Genomic DNA, 14,162 nt, shown 5'->3' with positions numbered 1-14,162 from the left:
TAAAAAACAAAACCCGCCAATACATTTAGTTGCAATGTGTTTGGTGGGTTTTTCGATTCTAAAACTGTCAAAGACGGGATTGTATCTCAAAATCGAAGTTTTCGCCATCTTTTTTTGAAAAAAATTTTTATTTTTTGGACCTCTTCTTCCGTTCACATAACTTCCGACAAAAGGACACTGAGATTGTTGCCCCGCGCCTTGCCTATATCAAGGGTTTGTACTGTGTCGATCCTACTTCTGTATTTGTAGAAGAGATATATCGGTATTAATTACACAGATCAACTGCACAGGCTATATAATTGCCACAAAACCATTTGGAGGGTTCCATCCTTCAAAGCGTTCAACCGGTCAATTTTAATAGATAAGAGTATAAAAGAGATACCGCATAATTCGAAAAATCAGCATAAAACCAATTTTATACAAAGGATGAGATTCTCAAAAACATTGATATGACAGGCTTTTATACTTTATAAAACCGGAGAAAAATCAGAAACTTGCCTTTGTTCGGTGTTCCCTAAAGTATAACAACTTTCAGTTTAGTGTAAAAGAAAATCCCGTATCACTCTTTTACCATTATTCCTTCGAACTGTTGACATCCATGCCCTTTGTTCCATAGATGACGAAACAAATTTTTATATTTGCAGATCTTATTATAACCACACTTCAATCGGAAAACCGTCTTATACCCTCTCTACAGATATAACAGAGCGTGAACATTCGCAGCATTTTCGTTCTGATTAATCTCTACGAAGATGACGACCCACAGATCCCGACCTTGCACTCACAGCCCTACTCTTCTTCCTGCACTTCTATCTTTTTGATCCTTCTTTCAAGCTCGGGACGTTCGATCCAGACTTCTTTTTTGCAGGTCTCGCACTTCATCCGAAAGTCCATCCCCGTCCGCGTGATCACAAAGGTATTTCCTCCACAGGGATGGTTCTTCTTCAAAGTGACCCGATCCCCGATATTGATCTTCTTCGGTTGATACATCTTTATTTTCTCCTTCTTAACTACTGCTATTTGCACAAATGAACCGGTTGCAGAACAAATACAGGACATCGATTCGACTAAGGTAGTGACATATTGATATTTATACTATTCTCCATTTAAAATGCCGAGTATAAAACCTATATCCTTACCGAAAAACAATTTGAAAGGTGGTATGCTTCAAAGAGTTCAATCTGTCAATCCCGGTAGATAACAGCATTGGATTTATTTCTTATTATAAATCAAAAGACTTCATACCGCCATCGGAGTTATTCTGAATTTCAACGTGCCGTTATACCGGTACGTTGACACGGTGATATTCCTATCCATTTCAACTATTCTATTGACCCTTCGATGGATCATAGGGATAGGATAGGTCCGATCGTCAATAAAACGTATAAATAATAAGGTTGTACTTATAGAGAAAGGGCATAAAGAAACTCCTTGTTATCGCAGGACTTACCTTTGCACCCATATTTTGAAACACAGGATCCAAGACAGCTACGATGATAAACAGGTAGATGACCGACTTTGCCACTCCTCCAACGATCCCCCAGATCTTTTCTTTTTTTGTTTTTTCATCTCCCGCCACCGACTTAAAGACATACTTGATCCCTATAAAAACCAAGGGCATAAATATCGCGAAAAAGAACAATTTTTTCCAAGGAAGAAGAGACATAAAAAGAGATACACGGGCCAAAGGTCTTATAAATGCATAAAAAACGGAAAATAGAATGTCAAACATTACGCTTTCAACGATGATATCGTAGAAAAATTCATATATAAACCATGCTACCAGCCAAGAACAAAACAACTTGGCCTCTTCAAACAACAAGAGTTTTATTCCCTTATGATAACTTCTTATCGAATGATACAGAACAAACAGTATCATTATGATATCTACAATCGTATATCTTGCCAATGTTCTCGCCGACCTTTCTATCTCTTATTCCTTCAAAGTCAGTAATTGGATCCCTTCCTTAAAAACGACCGCTACCTTCTCTCCGATATCCACGACCTTCATAACATCCTTGGAATACTGCTTGGATACTGCACCATAGACTACGGAATTGTCGGTGTAATAGAGCAGTTTGCCCTTGTGGAAGAGGATTCCAAGGATCTCCGCCTGTGAGGACTTCTCCGCCAAAAACTGAAAGTCGTAGTTCAGAGTCTTCACCGAATTATCCGAAGCCAACACATAGATCTCCTTATCTGTCGCCAGAATATCTTTGAGATTCAGCGTAAAGTCGAAGTTCGTTGTTTCCTCCATCGCTTTATCTCCCACGATGAGCGAAGATACATCCATCATCACGAACTTGTCCTTACGAGGAACGATCTTGCCTAAGATCGCGTTGTTTATCTGAGTCGCAAACTGCAACTCCCCCTTATTCGTGTAGTAGTAGACACTGTTATCGAGGGTATCGGCATTTCGAAAGAAACCCGTTACCAAAAATGAAGTCGCATCTACCGGTCGGATCAGGGTAAGGGTTACATTCGGATAGGGCATATCCTTGACTTCCTTCCCGCTCTTCGAAAATACGCGAATCCCTTCCACATATACATCCGTGAAATAATGGATGAGGAAGCCTCCATCCTCCAGCCCCACGACCCTCTTGGGCATATCTCCCGTCTTTTCCTGGGTGATCACACTGCCCTTTTCGTCAAGGATGAAGATGCTTTTTTTGGCAATATCCAAGACAAAGATACGGTCCTGTGAGGTGGAGATCGAGTAGTTGTCCGCATTGATCGTAACATCGAAAACTTCAATACCTTCACTGTCGATCAGCCTCAACGAAAGTCCGTCATAGGTGAGAAGCCCGTTTTGAAATGAAGTTACAAAGCTGTTGTTTGCATACGAAAACGGAAGATGGACCGTCTTACTGCTCGTTGTACGAAACATCCCACCCATCTTATCCAAGGTATAGGGATTAAACATCAGCATCAATATCAAAACCACTATCATCAATACCGATTTCTTCTTCATCTGCTCTCTCCTGTCAAGCGACCTCCTACTGCCCTGTCAACAGTTCCAAGATTCGCTCAAGTTCTTCCTTTCCGTAATATTCTATCACAAGCCTTCCTCTTCTCTCATCGCCTTGGAGCTCAAGTTTTGTGTCGAGACGGCTCTCCGCTTCTTCCAAGGCCTGCTTCAAAAACACATCCTCACTCAATACCTGTTTCTTCTTGTATTTTTTCACCAGAACCTCCGTCGAACGAACCGACAGCTTGTTGTCCAAGATGAGTTTCAGGAGCTTTTTTCTCTCCTCTTCATCACGGATTCCGGCCAAGGAACGACCATGTGCCTCGGAGATCTCCTCCTCGACGATCGCCTTCGCGGTCATCTCGTCCAACTGCAAGAGTCGGACGGAGTTTGCCACATAGGAACGGCTCTTGCCGATCATCAATGCCAAGTCTTCCTGACGATAGGACTTCTCGTCCATCAGAGCCTTCAAGGCCCTTGCTTCTTCAAGAGGGTTAAGATCTTCCCTCTGGAGGTTCTCAACCAGCGATATCTCCCTGAAATCGTCCTCGGCATAAAGAAGGGCCGGAACGGTTTTAGCTTCGTTCAACAAAAGAGCACGAAACCTTCTCTCTCCTGCAATGATGATATAATTCTCACCGTCGTATCTCACCAAGATGGGTGATAAGAGGCCATAGCGCCTTATCGACTCCGCCAACTCCTGTAAAGCATCGGGATCAAACTCCTTTCGAGGCTGATCGGGATCGGGGATGATCTTGCTTAAACTAAGTTCGACAACTTCCATTATTACCAACTCCTATAAGGGCTCCTTGGACGGTTTGCCCGCCTTTCTCGGATACTTTTTGGCCGTTGTCTCCACCTTCTTTATCACAAGGATATTGTGTGCGAGGTCGGTACCTTCCAAGGGAATCTCTACCTTCTTAATCAACCTTGCACCGAGGAGTTTTAGTGCCGTCTTTGCCATGTGAAGCTCCTCCTCGACCTGAGGACCCTTCTGACAGAGAAGGATGCCCCCCTTCTTCAAAAACGGAACCGTGTACTCCAACAGGGTCGATAAATTGGCGACAGCCCTGGACACGGCGAAGTCGTAAGTCTCTCTGTGCAGGGGATCTCGTGCCAAGTCCTCCGCCCTGGAGTGAATATAATCCACTTTCTCCAAAGAGAGAGCCTCCCCCACCTTCCTTAGAAACTCGACCCTCTTGTTCAGGGAATCGAGCAGGGTGAGATGAAGATCCCTCCTCATGATCTTCATCGGAAGAGAGGGAAAGCCCGCTCCCGTTCCCACATCGATCAATCTCGCTCCATTGGGAATATCATAGGCGTAAAGACAGGAAATCGAATCCAGAAAATGTTTGGTATAGACCTCGTCTTCCTTCGTAATATTCGTCAGGTTCATCACCTTATTGTATTGGAGCAGAAGGTCCTTGTATATCTCAAAGTCCCTCTCTATAGCGGAGCTTGACTCCATCTTCCAGGATGCCAGCCCCCGTCTTAATATCTCATTGTTCATACTGTCCTCTGTGTCTTTTCCTATCTTCTCTATCTGTTTATTATACATGATTTGCGTGTGGAATAAAACTCAAATGGAAAAATTTGAAGAAATCCGCCCTTCTTACGGCAACACTTCACAAGGCGATATCTTGTTTATCCTGTTGTTTTATACAGTACAAAAACCTTGCAAAATCCAAACTTATAAAAATTGCTTTGCGTGGAACGGGTTTTGCTCTGTTTTTTATGCCGGAATATCTCCCCGTCCTCACTGTACTTCTTCCTGAGCCGAATGTTGCTTCATATAGATCAGCAGCACCGAGATATCCGCCGGAGATACCCCCGAAATCCTCGAGGCCTGCCCGATGTTGACCGGCTTGATCTCGTTGAGTTTCTGCCTTGCCTCCAATCGAAGTCCCGAGATCTCCTCATAGCGAATCTCTTCAGGAATCCTTCGTTTCTCCAGTTTTCGAAACGATGTCACCTGTTCGATCTGCTTTTTGATATAGCCCTCGTACTTTGCCGTGATCTCCGCCTGTTTTTGTACTTGGACGGAAAGACCCTCGTCCGCACGACCAAGCTTCTTGAGGACGGTGTAATTCATCTCCGGCCTCTTAAGCACCTCGTAGAGCGAGATCGTCTTTGCAAGCGGAGACGCTCCTACCTCTTCCAGATACTCTGCAACTTCATCGGGCCTTATCTTCTCCTTCTTCAAACGCTCGATTTCCCTCTCGATCTCTTCCTTCTTGCTCAAAAACTTCTCGTACCTCTCGCCGGTGACCAGACCGATCTCGTAGCCCAGCTCCGTAAGGCGAAGGTCCGCATTGTCCTGACGCAGAAGAAGACGATACTCCGCCCTCGATGTCATCATCCTGTAAGGCTCGTTCGTGCCCTTGGTCACCAAGTCGTCGATCAACACACCGATATAAGCCGTCGCCCGATCGAGGATGACGGGTTCCTTGCCGTCGATCTTACGCACCGCATTGATGCCCGCCATCAGACCTTGAGCCGCCGCTTCCTCATAGCCGCTCGTTCCGTTGAACTGCCCCGCGCTGAACAAATTCTCGACTCCCATGATCTCGAGCGAAGGTTTCAATCGCAGGGGATCGATGGAATCGTATTCGATCGCATAGGCCGGCCTCATCATATGGCAGTTCTCCAGACCGATGACCGTGTGATACATCTGAAGCTGGACCTCATACGCCATCGAACTCGAAAATCCCTGAATATAGTATTCCTTGGTATCGAGACCCTCCGGCTCTACAAAGAACTGATGGCTCTCCTTGTCCGAGAAGCGGACCACCTTGTCCTCGATTGAAGGACAGTATCTGGGTCCCTTGCTGTCGATAAAACCTCCGTACATCGCGGAACGTTCAAGGTTCTCACGGATGATGTCATGGGTCTTGGACGTTGTTCTCGTCAGGTAACACACAACCTTGTTTCCACCCTCCAAACGATCGTTCATAAACGAAAAAGGCTCGATCTCCTCGTCGCCTTCCTGAAGCTCCATCTTCGAAAAATCGATGCTGTCCGCATGGACCCTCGCCGGAGTTCCCGTCTTGAACCTTCTCAAAGGCAGTCCCAGTTCTTCGAGAGAAGTCGTCAACTCTTGCGATGGAAGCTGTCCGAGAGGACCGGAAGAAAAATTCACCTCTCCCATATAGACCCTTCCCCTCAAAAAAACTCCCGTCGCAATCACGACCGCCTTTGCATAATATTCACAGTTCAACCGCGTTCGAACTCCCGACACCGACTTCCCGTCATGAATGAGCGAGGTTACCTCATCCATAATCACGTCGAGACCCGGAGTATTCTCGATCGTCTTCTTCATTTCCCTATGATAGAGGTTCTTATCCGCCTGTGCACGGATCGACTGCACTGCCGGCCCCTTGGAGGCGTTCAAAGTCCTGCTCTGAATAAAACTCTTGTCGATATTGACCCCCATCTCTCCTCCCAGGGCATCGACCTCCTTGACCAATTGGCTCTTTCCCGTCCCCCCGATCGCAGGGTTGCAGGGCATATGACCGATGGCCTCCAAAGACATCGTTACAAGAAGGGTCTTCTTACCCAGACGTGCCGACGCAAGAGCCGCCTCACAACCGGCATGACCCGCACCTATTACTACAATATCGTAATCTCCTGCATGAAAATACATATACCTTCCATATTCCTTTCTACTATCTTTAACGGGCGGTTCCTTCCGCCCTTCTATAAAGACATATGCTGTTTCTAAGTTTTTTGTTCTATTTTTTGGGGCAGTCCTTCCCGCCCTTTTATACAGATCCTACTCTTCTTCCTCCCTATCCAAGATATGAGCGACCTTAAGATAGATCAGGGCATCGATGAGGATGATCCCTATAAGATAAGAAAGAGCGATTTCTCCTCCTGAGAGAACACCGACCTTATACAACACCACTGCCGTCAACAGGGCCACCAAAACAAGAGTGAGGATCAGATACAGAGTCTTCCTCCAACCTCTTGTACAGACGGAGCTCCAAACAAAATAAGCTGCTCCGGTCGCACTCACGGCCGACCTTACCATACCCCTGTTCCAACCTTTCAAGAAGATCGATAGACCCCACAGTATAACAAAACAGATCTTCAGTACATAAAGGCCTATGTTCTTCCGGCTCATAGACATCTCCTTTTATCCTCTGTTCTTTCCCCAAAACGCAACACTTACACAACCCTTGCCCGTATGTGAGCCTACAACCGGTCCGATCTCCGAGATCAGGATCTCGGGCTGATGCTTTTTACAGAGATCCAAATTTTTCAGTATCTCCTCCGTCTTTTCGGCCTCTTCCCGAGCCTGTGCATGAAAGATCACGATTTCCCTATGTTCTTCCGGCTCCCACATCGCCTCGAACTTCTGAACCAAGTTCTTCATCTTCGCCTTGTTTCCACGGCACTTGTCCACCACCTCAAGCTTGCCTTCCTCATTGACTCGAAGAATGGGCTTCACGCTCAAAACCGTACCGATCGACGCCGATACTGCACTGATACGACCTCCTCTGGCAAGGTGTTTGAGATCGTCGACACTGACCCAGTGTACGATCTTCTTGGATGCCTTCTCGCGGACCCACGTTGCAATCTCATCCATAGAGGCCCCGTTTTCACGCATCTTCGAGGCAATATAGACGGCAAGCCCCTCTCCTCCGGAGGCACAAAGAGTATCGACCGCCATCATCTTCACATCCGGAAACTCCTCCTCCAAATTTCGGATCGCAAGAAGGGAAGCTCCGTAGGTCCCGCTCATCCCCGAAGAAAAGCCCAAATAAATAAAATCTTTTCCTTGTTGAGCAAACCTTCGAAACACATCCTCAAAATGGTTCGGTGTTACCTGACTCGTTGTAGAATTCAACCCTGACTGCAAGGCCTCATAAAAATCCTTGGAAGCGTACTCCCTAAAATCATAGTGGTGTTGATAAGATGTTCCTCCTATATGAAACTCCATAGGAATAACGGTGATCTCATGCTCCTCTATCACATCCGCCACAAAATCCACCGTCGCATCCGTTATGATCTCAAATATCCCTGCCATCTGTTCTTCCCTTCCTTCCGTTTATTTGTCGGGCTGCAGCAAGCAGCCCGCTTTTTCAAGGCAATACCTCGCAAAGACACACAAGGCCTTTCCCTATAGTTCAAAAAATATCGTAATATCTATTCTTTTAAAATGATATCTCCCGTAACCTGTCTCTTTTACACTCATTTACTAGAGTATCTTTCGTTTTTATAATAGCCCCAGATCCGATCAACACACGGAGATATCACTGCCCAAGACTCTTGGTCCGTTCCCAAATACAACACATGGCGTAATCGTTAAAAAAAGAAACCTATCCCGTTTGAACCGCACTCAGATCAACACCAAGCTACCCCTCTCACAATAACCGTACTGCCGAACAAAGGAAATGCCTGATCATTCAAAAAAATCAACCTCTCTTCTATATGAATGATAACATTCCCGATCGATCCGAAGTGCTTGTGTAATCTCTAAACTCACGGAAAAGTCGGGATCTTGCCTTTGTGCTCCACCTCTCAAGACAAACAGGTAGGCTGCTCCTCTACTTTCCGATACAGAAATTCTTGAATATCGTATCGAGAAGATCCTCCGACACCGACTCGCCCGTAATCTCGCCCAAGGCATCCCAACAGTTTTTGAAATCCGTTTCCAAAATATCCAAGGGCAGTTCTTCCCCTATCGAACGCAAGGCATCCTCACTGCTCCTTATCGCCTTGGTCAACGCATCTTTATGTCGTACATTCGTCAACATTCCTTCACGGTCGATAACGACCTCTCCTCGGAATACAAGATCCTTAATCATCTTCTTCAAGGCATCAATCCCTTCTTTCTTCAAAATCGATGTCTCGAGAATCCTCTCGCGCGTATCAAGTTCCCCCCTCGTCCAAAGAGGAGGCAGATCGGTCTTATTGAGCAGAAGAATCCGCTTCTTGCCCCGGCTCATGCTTAAGATATCCCTGTCCTCCTGTGTCAATTCCCTCGATGTATCGAGAAGCAACAGAACAAGATCGGCCTCCTCCATCATCTGTTTGGAGCGTTCCACTCCGATTTGCTCCACCACATCCTCGGTGGTTCGGATTCCCGCCGTATCTATAATCCGAAGCGGGATCCCCTCTATCATGATCATCTCTTCGATCACATCTCGGGTCGTACCCTCAATATCGGTAACGATCGCCCTCTGCTCCTCCAACATCTCATTGAGAAGAGAAGACTTGCCGACATTGGGTTTACCGACGATCGCCGTCTTCAGACCCTCCTTCAGCATCCTGCCCGTCTCAAAGGTCGAAAGAAGGTTTGTCATCTGCGTCCAAACACTGTTCATACTCTCACGAAGCTCCTCATAAGTCACCTCAGGGGTATCCTCTTCGGGAAAATCGACTGCCACCGTGATTTTGGCGACATCTTCGGTTACCTTGTCTCGGATCTTCTTGATCTTCTCCGACAAACTGCCCTTAAGCTGACTTTGGGCCACCGCATAACTCCTACTTGTCTTTGCCGAGATGATATCTTGGATCGCCTCCGCCTGAGACAGATCGATCCTTCCGTTCAAAAACGCTCTCTTGGTAAACTCTCCCGGCTCCGCCATCCTCGCTCCGTTGTACACAACCCATTCCAAGACAAGTCTCGTAGCCATCATCCCTCCATGACAGTGAAGCTCCACCACATCCTCCGTAGTATAGGTATGGGGCGCCTTGAGATAGACCGCCAGCACCTCATCGAGTTTCTCCTCCTGTTTTACGATATGACCGTAAAGAAGCCTGCCCGGATAATCGACGAGTTTTTTGCCCCGAAACGAAGAAAAAACCTCCTCACCCACCTCCAAGGCACGCTTTCCGCTTATCCTTATGATCCCGATCCCGCCTTCTCCGGGAGCGGTCGCGATTGCAGCTATGGTATCATCGATATAATACATCTCTCATCCCTTCTTCTATCGGTTTCTCTTTTCCAAGTCCAGGAGAAACTCCTTGCGTTCCAGTCCTCCTCCGTAGCCGACGAGCTTTCCGTCTTTTCCTATTACCCTGTGACAGGGAATAACGATGCTGATCGGATTTCTGTTGTTTGCCATACCGACCGCCCTCACCGCCTTGGGGTTTCCTATACGTTGTGCAATCTGAGTGTAGCTTACGGTCTCTGCGTAACCCACCTTGCACAACTCTTCCCAGACCTTCTTCTGGAAATCGGTACCCTCGGCGTGCAAAGGAAGGCTGAACTCCCTTCTTCTTCCCTCGGCGTACTCCTCCAGTTCCTTCCTCGCCTTCTCCAACAAAGGACAGGTCCGATAAGTCCCTTCCAAGTCCAATTTTCCAAAAGAGATCGAAGTGATATATTCTCCATCACAACTGATTGTCATCTCTCCCAAAGAAGAAATGAGAAAGGTTTGGTAATACAACATGGCAACTCCTTACTACTTGTTCTACGATGTTTTTAATGCCGTGTAATACTGTTATTCTCCAATAGAACTGTTGTCCTATCTACTCTGTGACCATGAAAATTTGTTTCATCCGCTGTGAACCGCAAATCGCCGATATCAACAATGCGATGAATAACCGTGTATTATGAATTCAAGTATTTTTGAAAGTGATATCATCTCTACAGACATCCTGTTTCAATCGGATAACAGTATCAATTCTTCCTTCCTATTTTATCAAATTTCAATTTTTTTGTATAGGATGTAAAAATCCCGACTTTTCTGCCCTTTTTGATAAATTTTGCCCTTATCCGTCGTTTTTCGATACATTTTAAAAAAGACTCTTTTGTGTCCGAAGGAACCGCTTCGACGAAATCCCGACTTGAAGACATTCTTTTTTGCTTTAATTTATTTTTATACCCCTCAGTTCATCTTTCTAACACCGTTCGAGTATATCAACATAAGACTTCCTTCCTCTTATCCTATTTCACGGAGTACAAATCCGCATTATCCATAATTCAAATAACGAACAGTATCACTTCAAACAGTAGGATCAACTCTCATGTGTTATACAAACAACGTTCCTGCCTAAGTCGAAGTAAACGACAAGCAACTCATCGGTTATTTCGGGATCGAAGGTCAAATCGAGTACCATGACATGCTTTTCCCATTCTCCGTCGATCAGGTTGCCGAAACGGTTGAGCTTAAGATAGTCGACCATCTGCGCAAAGGACAGCTCTTCCCTGCGTTTCCCCTCAAATATACTCTCTACCGTTTTCTCATCCAACTCGTCCCTATGAAATTCCATAAAATAGGAAACCGTTGCGAAGTATTCATCATCTTCCTTGGAAAGACACTGCTTCAAACAGTCTTTTGCGATTTCCTCCAAAGTCTCGACTTCGTCGAGGGCAAGGCCTATCTCCTCCATAACTTTATCATCGGAGGTCAGGGCCTCCTCCACATCGAATATAAACCTCGGATGTCCCTCTGCCTCGGAAAACAAGAAGATTTCCTCTCCCTTCTCATACTCTATATTCGGATACTTCCGGCTTTTGAGCCTCATATACTCCCCTCCCTAACTTGTAACTGTACTACAACTTCATTGACAGATCCATGATACAATCACTCCCGTACCGGGACAATCGGGTTCTGCTGTCCATCTGCACAAGCCAAACCTAACAGTTATTTCCCTTCGCTTTTTCAAACCATTTAGAGGATACCGACCTCCCGACAGTAAGCGATACTCTCATCGGTCTGTTCTTCGCTCTTGCAAACTCTTCCGGACTGATGGGAATGGTATAAGGATTTCCATTTTTTTGAAACATTATTCCATCTGTTTACATTAAATTCTACATAATGCTTCATAACCTCAACTTTTGTCTGTGTACTTTCTCTCTATCCGGTATTTCCATAACGGAACAATACAAAATTCAAAAAGACAGAGCAAAACCTATTTGATACTGTTATCCAATAGAAGTATGGATATATCTGTTTTTCAACTCACGAAAAATCAGTTTGTCTTCTATGGGTTACCGATTGTTTATATCCACAACTCAAAGGAAGAGTAGTATGACACGAAACATAAGGTTTGTGAAAACATTGATTTTATAGGAGCTTTTCACTTAAAAAACAACAAAACCATCCCAAGATCTATCTTTGTGCAACATCTTACGGACTATCACTTCGATCGAACAAGACCGATCTTCCCTTATTATAATTTTAAAACAGAATCCAAGCATAATATCAATGCATATTCAAAAGAGTCCAAACCGAAACTTCTGACATCGTACTGCGCTACATCCGCCAATGAATCCGCTGTAAACAAAATTTCTCCCCATATAATATTTCTGAATTTTGCAACAGATGCCAATGCGGAACATTCCATTTCAACGACGGAGCAACCTTCTTCCATTCTATATCGGACCAATTCTGCCGTTTCTCGATAAAATCCATCCGTTGTCCAAGTGACCACTTCCTTATATTTCAAGTTATGCTCTCCCAAGGTCTCCTCGATCGCTTTTAATGCCTCCTCACTTATTTCAACAAATCTGGAAGGTTCCAAGTAGTGATAACTTGTTCCTTCATCCCTGAGAGCCGATTTGGGGACCAAAAAATAGTTTTCCGGAAAATCTTTCAGAACTCCACAGGAACCTGCACTGATCACTTTTTTGACTCCGTAAGCAAGCAACCAATCCAAAATCTGTGCAGATGGTGCGGATCCCATAGGAGCCTGAACCAAACATACTTCCTCGCCTTTATAGTCAACGATATAGATCGGATATTTTTTTGTGATCGAATCGAATTCAGCTACCCTTACAGCCCTTTCTTTCTCGGCAAATTTATCTATATATTCCCCTAAAAAAGCATAGACACATCTTTTAGGAAGGTTTACATTCAGATTTTCATGTCCCGGCATAATTACCGATTTCCGTTTATCATCAAATTCCAAAATAGGAAATTCACTCTTGCGTATACTCATAGCTTCACCTCACAAAACTGTTCTATAATTACCTGTTGCCCCACCTCTCATACGCTTTGGAGCCTACTATTTTGAATTATTTTCCTCCTCTCCTGTTATGATATGCAGGCAAATAACCTCCTTAGGGCAGCTTCTTCTCTCGACTTTCTTGAAGACCGAGATTACAAAACTCCTCCCACAAGTGATTTTCCTGATGAGGCACACAATCCTGTACCCAATACCACCAGAAATATCCTCCCACATAGTTTGGAGTGTATCGGGGCAGGCGATAGTAGGATCTCATTCTCCGCTTTTTGAATTCTTCCTCTTCGTGAAGATTGGAACATCCACATTCTCCGACCCCCAGTTTTACACCCGGAAAGTCTTCTTCCAACTGCCGAAATACCCTGCTCCAATCCGGGAGATAGCCTCCGTTATCATCTTCATAGTAACTTACAAAGAGATAGTCCAGTTCTTCTTTGACAGAGGAAGAAACATAGAGCTTCAACCACTCCCTCATTTGATCCTCCTCTCCTTCCGGAGGTGTGTAGTAGGCGGTCAGAGCCGTCTTTGCCCCCTTCTTCGACAAGAGAGAGTGTGCAGCTGTCATCTTATCTGCAATAAGTTTGGGATCGTCACCCAACCATCCTTGACCGTTGATCTCATTACCCACTTCCCAGATATCGACGTAACCGTTCAATTCTTCATAAGAGGAAAAAAATCTCTTCCGGTAGGACTCTACGGTCTGATAAGCTGCCATATCATAGGAATCGACGGGAGTTGCCATCACAAAGGCAACTTCGTGGATCTGTTTGAACAAAGTTCGATACTCCTTCGGTTCCATCTCCTTCGACATAACGATCCTCACCGTAGGTTTGACGGGAAGCGCCTCAAGGGCGTTGACAACTTCTTGCGCCGTCTTGTCCTCGTACCAGGAATCATCGATAGTGACTCCGTAAATCCATCCGAGTTCTTCCTTCCCGCTTTCCTCCTTCTGCAAAAAAACAAGGAACGCTGCTAAAAGCAACAACATCCATAAAATCCTCTTCCCTGCCTTCAACTTCCACCCCCTCCTTTTTCTATGTTCTTCTCTCGATGTTGTACTGCCGTCTTCTCAATATTATCTTCTGTTGAGTACAGGTTTCGGATATCCATAGCTCAAATGAATACTATTATAAATCAATATTTTCAAAGACTGGATCATTTGTATCACATTGATTTTATACCGATTTTTTGAATCGGGGATCTCCTTAGAGCGTGTCTACACAAATTAAACAAGGCATCTTAACCATAAAACGATCGATGCCAAATGAATTGCTCC

The 14,162-nt window shown here is 45.1% G+C and carries 14 protein-coding genes; all 14 read right to left on the bottom strand.

Going from position 1 to position 14,162, the window contains the following annotated elements; all coding sequences use genetic code 11:
• Window positions 1-789: 789 nt before the first annotated feature.
• A complete protein-coding gene (locus tag ACFO4R_RS09865; RefSeq protein WP_379788947.1) occupies window positions 790-990 on the bottom strand; it encodes a DUF951 domain-containing protein in 201 nt (66 codons plus the stop codon).
• A 382-nt stretch (window positions 991-1,372) separates the two neighbouring features.
• Window positions 1,373-1,909 carry a hypothetical protein gene (locus ACFO4R_RS09860; protein ID WP_379788945.1) on the bottom strand — a complete coding sequence of 179 codons (537 nt, stop codon included), beginning with the start codon at window positions 1,907-1,909 and terminating at the stop codon, window positions 1,373-1,375.
• Between the two features lie 24 nt (window positions 1,910-1,933).
• Window positions 1,934-2,971, bottom strand: a complete 1,038-nt coding sequence (locus tag ACFO4R_RS09855) for a DUF5711 family protein (protein ID WP_379788944.1) — start codon at window positions 2,969-2,971, stop codon at window positions 1,934-1,936.
• Between the two features lie 25 nt (window positions 2,972-2,996).
• Window positions 2,997-3,752, bottom strand: a complete 756-nt coding sequence (locus ACFO4R_RS09850) for a ParB/RepB/Spo0J family partition protein (protein ID WP_379788943.1) — start codon at window positions 3,750-3,752, stop codon at window positions 2,997-2,999.
• Between the two features lie 12 nt (window positions 3,753-3,764).
• Window positions 3,765-4,478 carry a 16S rRNA (guanine(527)-N(7))-methyltransferase RsmG gene (gene rsmG / locus ACFO4R_RS09845; RefSeq protein WP_379788942.1) on the bottom strand — a complete coding sequence of 238 codons (714 nt, stop codon included), beginning with the start codon at window positions 4,476-4,478 and terminating at the stop codon, window positions 3,765-3,767.
• Between the two features lie 246 nt (window positions 4,479-4,724).
• On the bottom strand, window positions 4,725-6,611 hold the full coding sequence (gene mnmG, locus ACFO4R_RS09840; RefSeq protein ID WP_379788941.1) for a tRNA uridine-5-carboxymethylaminomethyl(34) synthesis enzyme MnmG: 1,887 nt from the start codon (window positions 6,609-6,611) through the stop codon (window positions 4,725-4,727).
• Window positions 6,612-6,740: 129 nt separating this feature from the next.
• Window positions 6,741-7,091 carry a hypothetical protein gene (locus ACFO4R_RS09835; RefSeq protein ID WP_379788940.1) on the bottom strand — a complete coding sequence of 117 codons (351 nt, stop codon included), beginning with the start codon at window positions 7,089-7,091 and terminating at the stop codon, window positions 6,741-6,743.
• 12 nt (window positions 7,092-7,103) lie between these two features.
• Window positions 7,104-7,997: a DegV family protein gene (locus ACFO4R_RS09830; RefSeq protein WP_379788939.1), complete on the bottom strand. Its 894-nt coding sequence runs from the start codon at window positions 7,995-7,997 to the stop codon at window positions 7,104-7,106.
• A gap of 520 nt (window positions 7,998-8,517) precedes the next feature.
• Entirely contained in the window at window positions 8,518-9,888 is a 1,371-nt protein-coding gene (gene mnmE, locus ACFO4R_RS09825) for a tRNA uridine-5-carboxymethylaminomethyl(34) synthesis GTPase MnmE (RefSeq protein WP_379788938.1), read from the bottom strand.
• Window positions 9,889-9,903: 15 nt separating this feature from the next.
• Window positions 9,904-10,368: a methylated-DNA--[protein]-cysteine S-methyltransferase gene (locus ACFO4R_RS09820; protein ID WP_379788937.1), complete on the bottom strand. Its 465-nt coding sequence runs from the start codon at window positions 10,366-10,368 to the stop codon at window positions 9,904-9,906.
• A 568-nt stretch (window positions 10,369-10,936) separates the two neighbouring features.
• Window positions 10,937-11,446, bottom strand: a complete 510-nt coding sequence (locus ACFO4R_RS09815; protein ID WP_379788936.1) for a DUF2004 domain-containing protein — start codon at window positions 11,444-11,446, stop codon at window positions 10,937-10,939.
• 112 nt (window positions 11,447-11,558) lie between these two features.
• Window positions 11,559-11,708, bottom strand: a complete 150-nt coding sequence (locus ACFO4R_RS09810; RefSeq protein WP_379788935.1) for a hypothetical protein — start codon at window positions 11,706-11,708, stop codon at window positions 11,559-11,561.
• Between the two features lie 386 nt (window positions 11,709-12,094).
• On the bottom strand, window positions 12,095-12,862 hold the full coding sequence (locus tag ACFO4R_RS09805; protein WP_379788934.1) for a nucleoside phosphorylase: 768 nt from the start codon (window positions 12,860-12,862) through the stop codon (window positions 12,095-12,097).
• A gap of 121 nt (window positions 12,863-12,983) precedes the next feature.
• On the bottom strand, window positions 12,984-13,901 hold the full coding sequence (locus ACFO4R_RS09800; RefSeq protein WP_379788933.1) for a hypothetical protein: 918 nt from the start codon (window positions 13,899-13,901) through the stop codon (window positions 12,984-12,986).
• Window positions 13,902-14,162 lie beyond the last annotated feature (261 nt).

This window comes from Filifactor villosus (assembly GCF_042652965.1).
In the GTDB taxonomy this organism is placed as follows: Bacteria; Bacillota; Clostridia; order Peptostreptococcales; family Filifactoraceae; genus Filifactor; species Filifactor villosus.
This window is presented reverse-complemented; position numbering and strand designations above follow the sequence as displayed.

What these genes read in the sequence shown, in the direction of transcription:
- ACFO4R_RS09865 (WP_379788947.1), bottom strand. Translation starts at nt 990, where the DNA reads ATGTATCAACCGAAGAAGATCAATATCGGGGATCGGGTCACTTTGAAG.
- ACFO4R_RS09855 (WP_379788944.1), bottom strand. Translation starts at nt 2,971, where the DNA reads ATGAAGAAGAAATCGGTATTGATGATAGTGGTTTTGATATTGATGCTG.
- ACFO4R_RS09850 (WP_379788943.1), bottom strand. Translation starts at nt 3,752, where the DNA reads ATGGAAGTTGTCGAACTTAGTTTAAGCAAGATCATCCCCGATCCCGAT.
- rsmG (WP_379788942.1), bottom strand. Translation starts at nt 4,478, where the DNA reads ATGAACAATGAGATATTAAGACGGGGGCTGGCATCCTGGAAGATGGAG.
- mnmG (WP_379788941.1), bottom strand. Translation starts at nt 6,611, where the DNA reads ATGTATTTTCATGCAGGAGATTACGATATTGTAGTAATAGGTGCGGGT.
- ACFO4R_RS09835 (WP_379788940.1), bottom strand. Translation starts at nt 7,091, where the DNA reads ATGAGCCGGAAGAACATAGGCCTTTATGTACTGAAGATCTGTTTTGTT.
- ACFO4R_RS09830 (WP_379788939.1), bottom strand. Translation starts at nt 7,997, where the DNA reads ATGGCAGGGATATTTGAGATCATAACGGATGCGACGGTGGATTTTGTG.
- mnmE (WP_379788938.1), bottom strand. Translation starts at nt 9,888, where the DNA reads ATGTATTATATCGATGATACCATAGCTGCAATCGCGACCGCTCCCGGA.
- ACFO4R_RS09820 (WP_379788937.1), bottom strand. Translation starts at nt 10,368, where the DNA reads ATGTTGTATTACCAAACCTTTCTCATTTCTTCTTTGGGAGAGATGACA.
- ACFO4R_RS09815 (WP_379788936.1), bottom strand. Translation starts at nt 11,446, where the DNA reads ATGAGGCTCAAAAGCCGGAAGTATCCGAATATAGAGTATGAGAAGGGA.
- ACFO4R_RS09810 (WP_379788935.1), bottom strand. Translation starts at nt 11,708, where the DNA reads ATGTTTCAAAAAAATGGAAATCCTTATACCATTCCCATCAGTCCGGAA.
- ACFO4R_RS09805 (WP_379788934.1), bottom strand. Translation starts at nt 12,862, where the DNA reads ATGAGTATACGCAAGAGTGAATTTCCTATTTTGGAATTTGATGATAAA.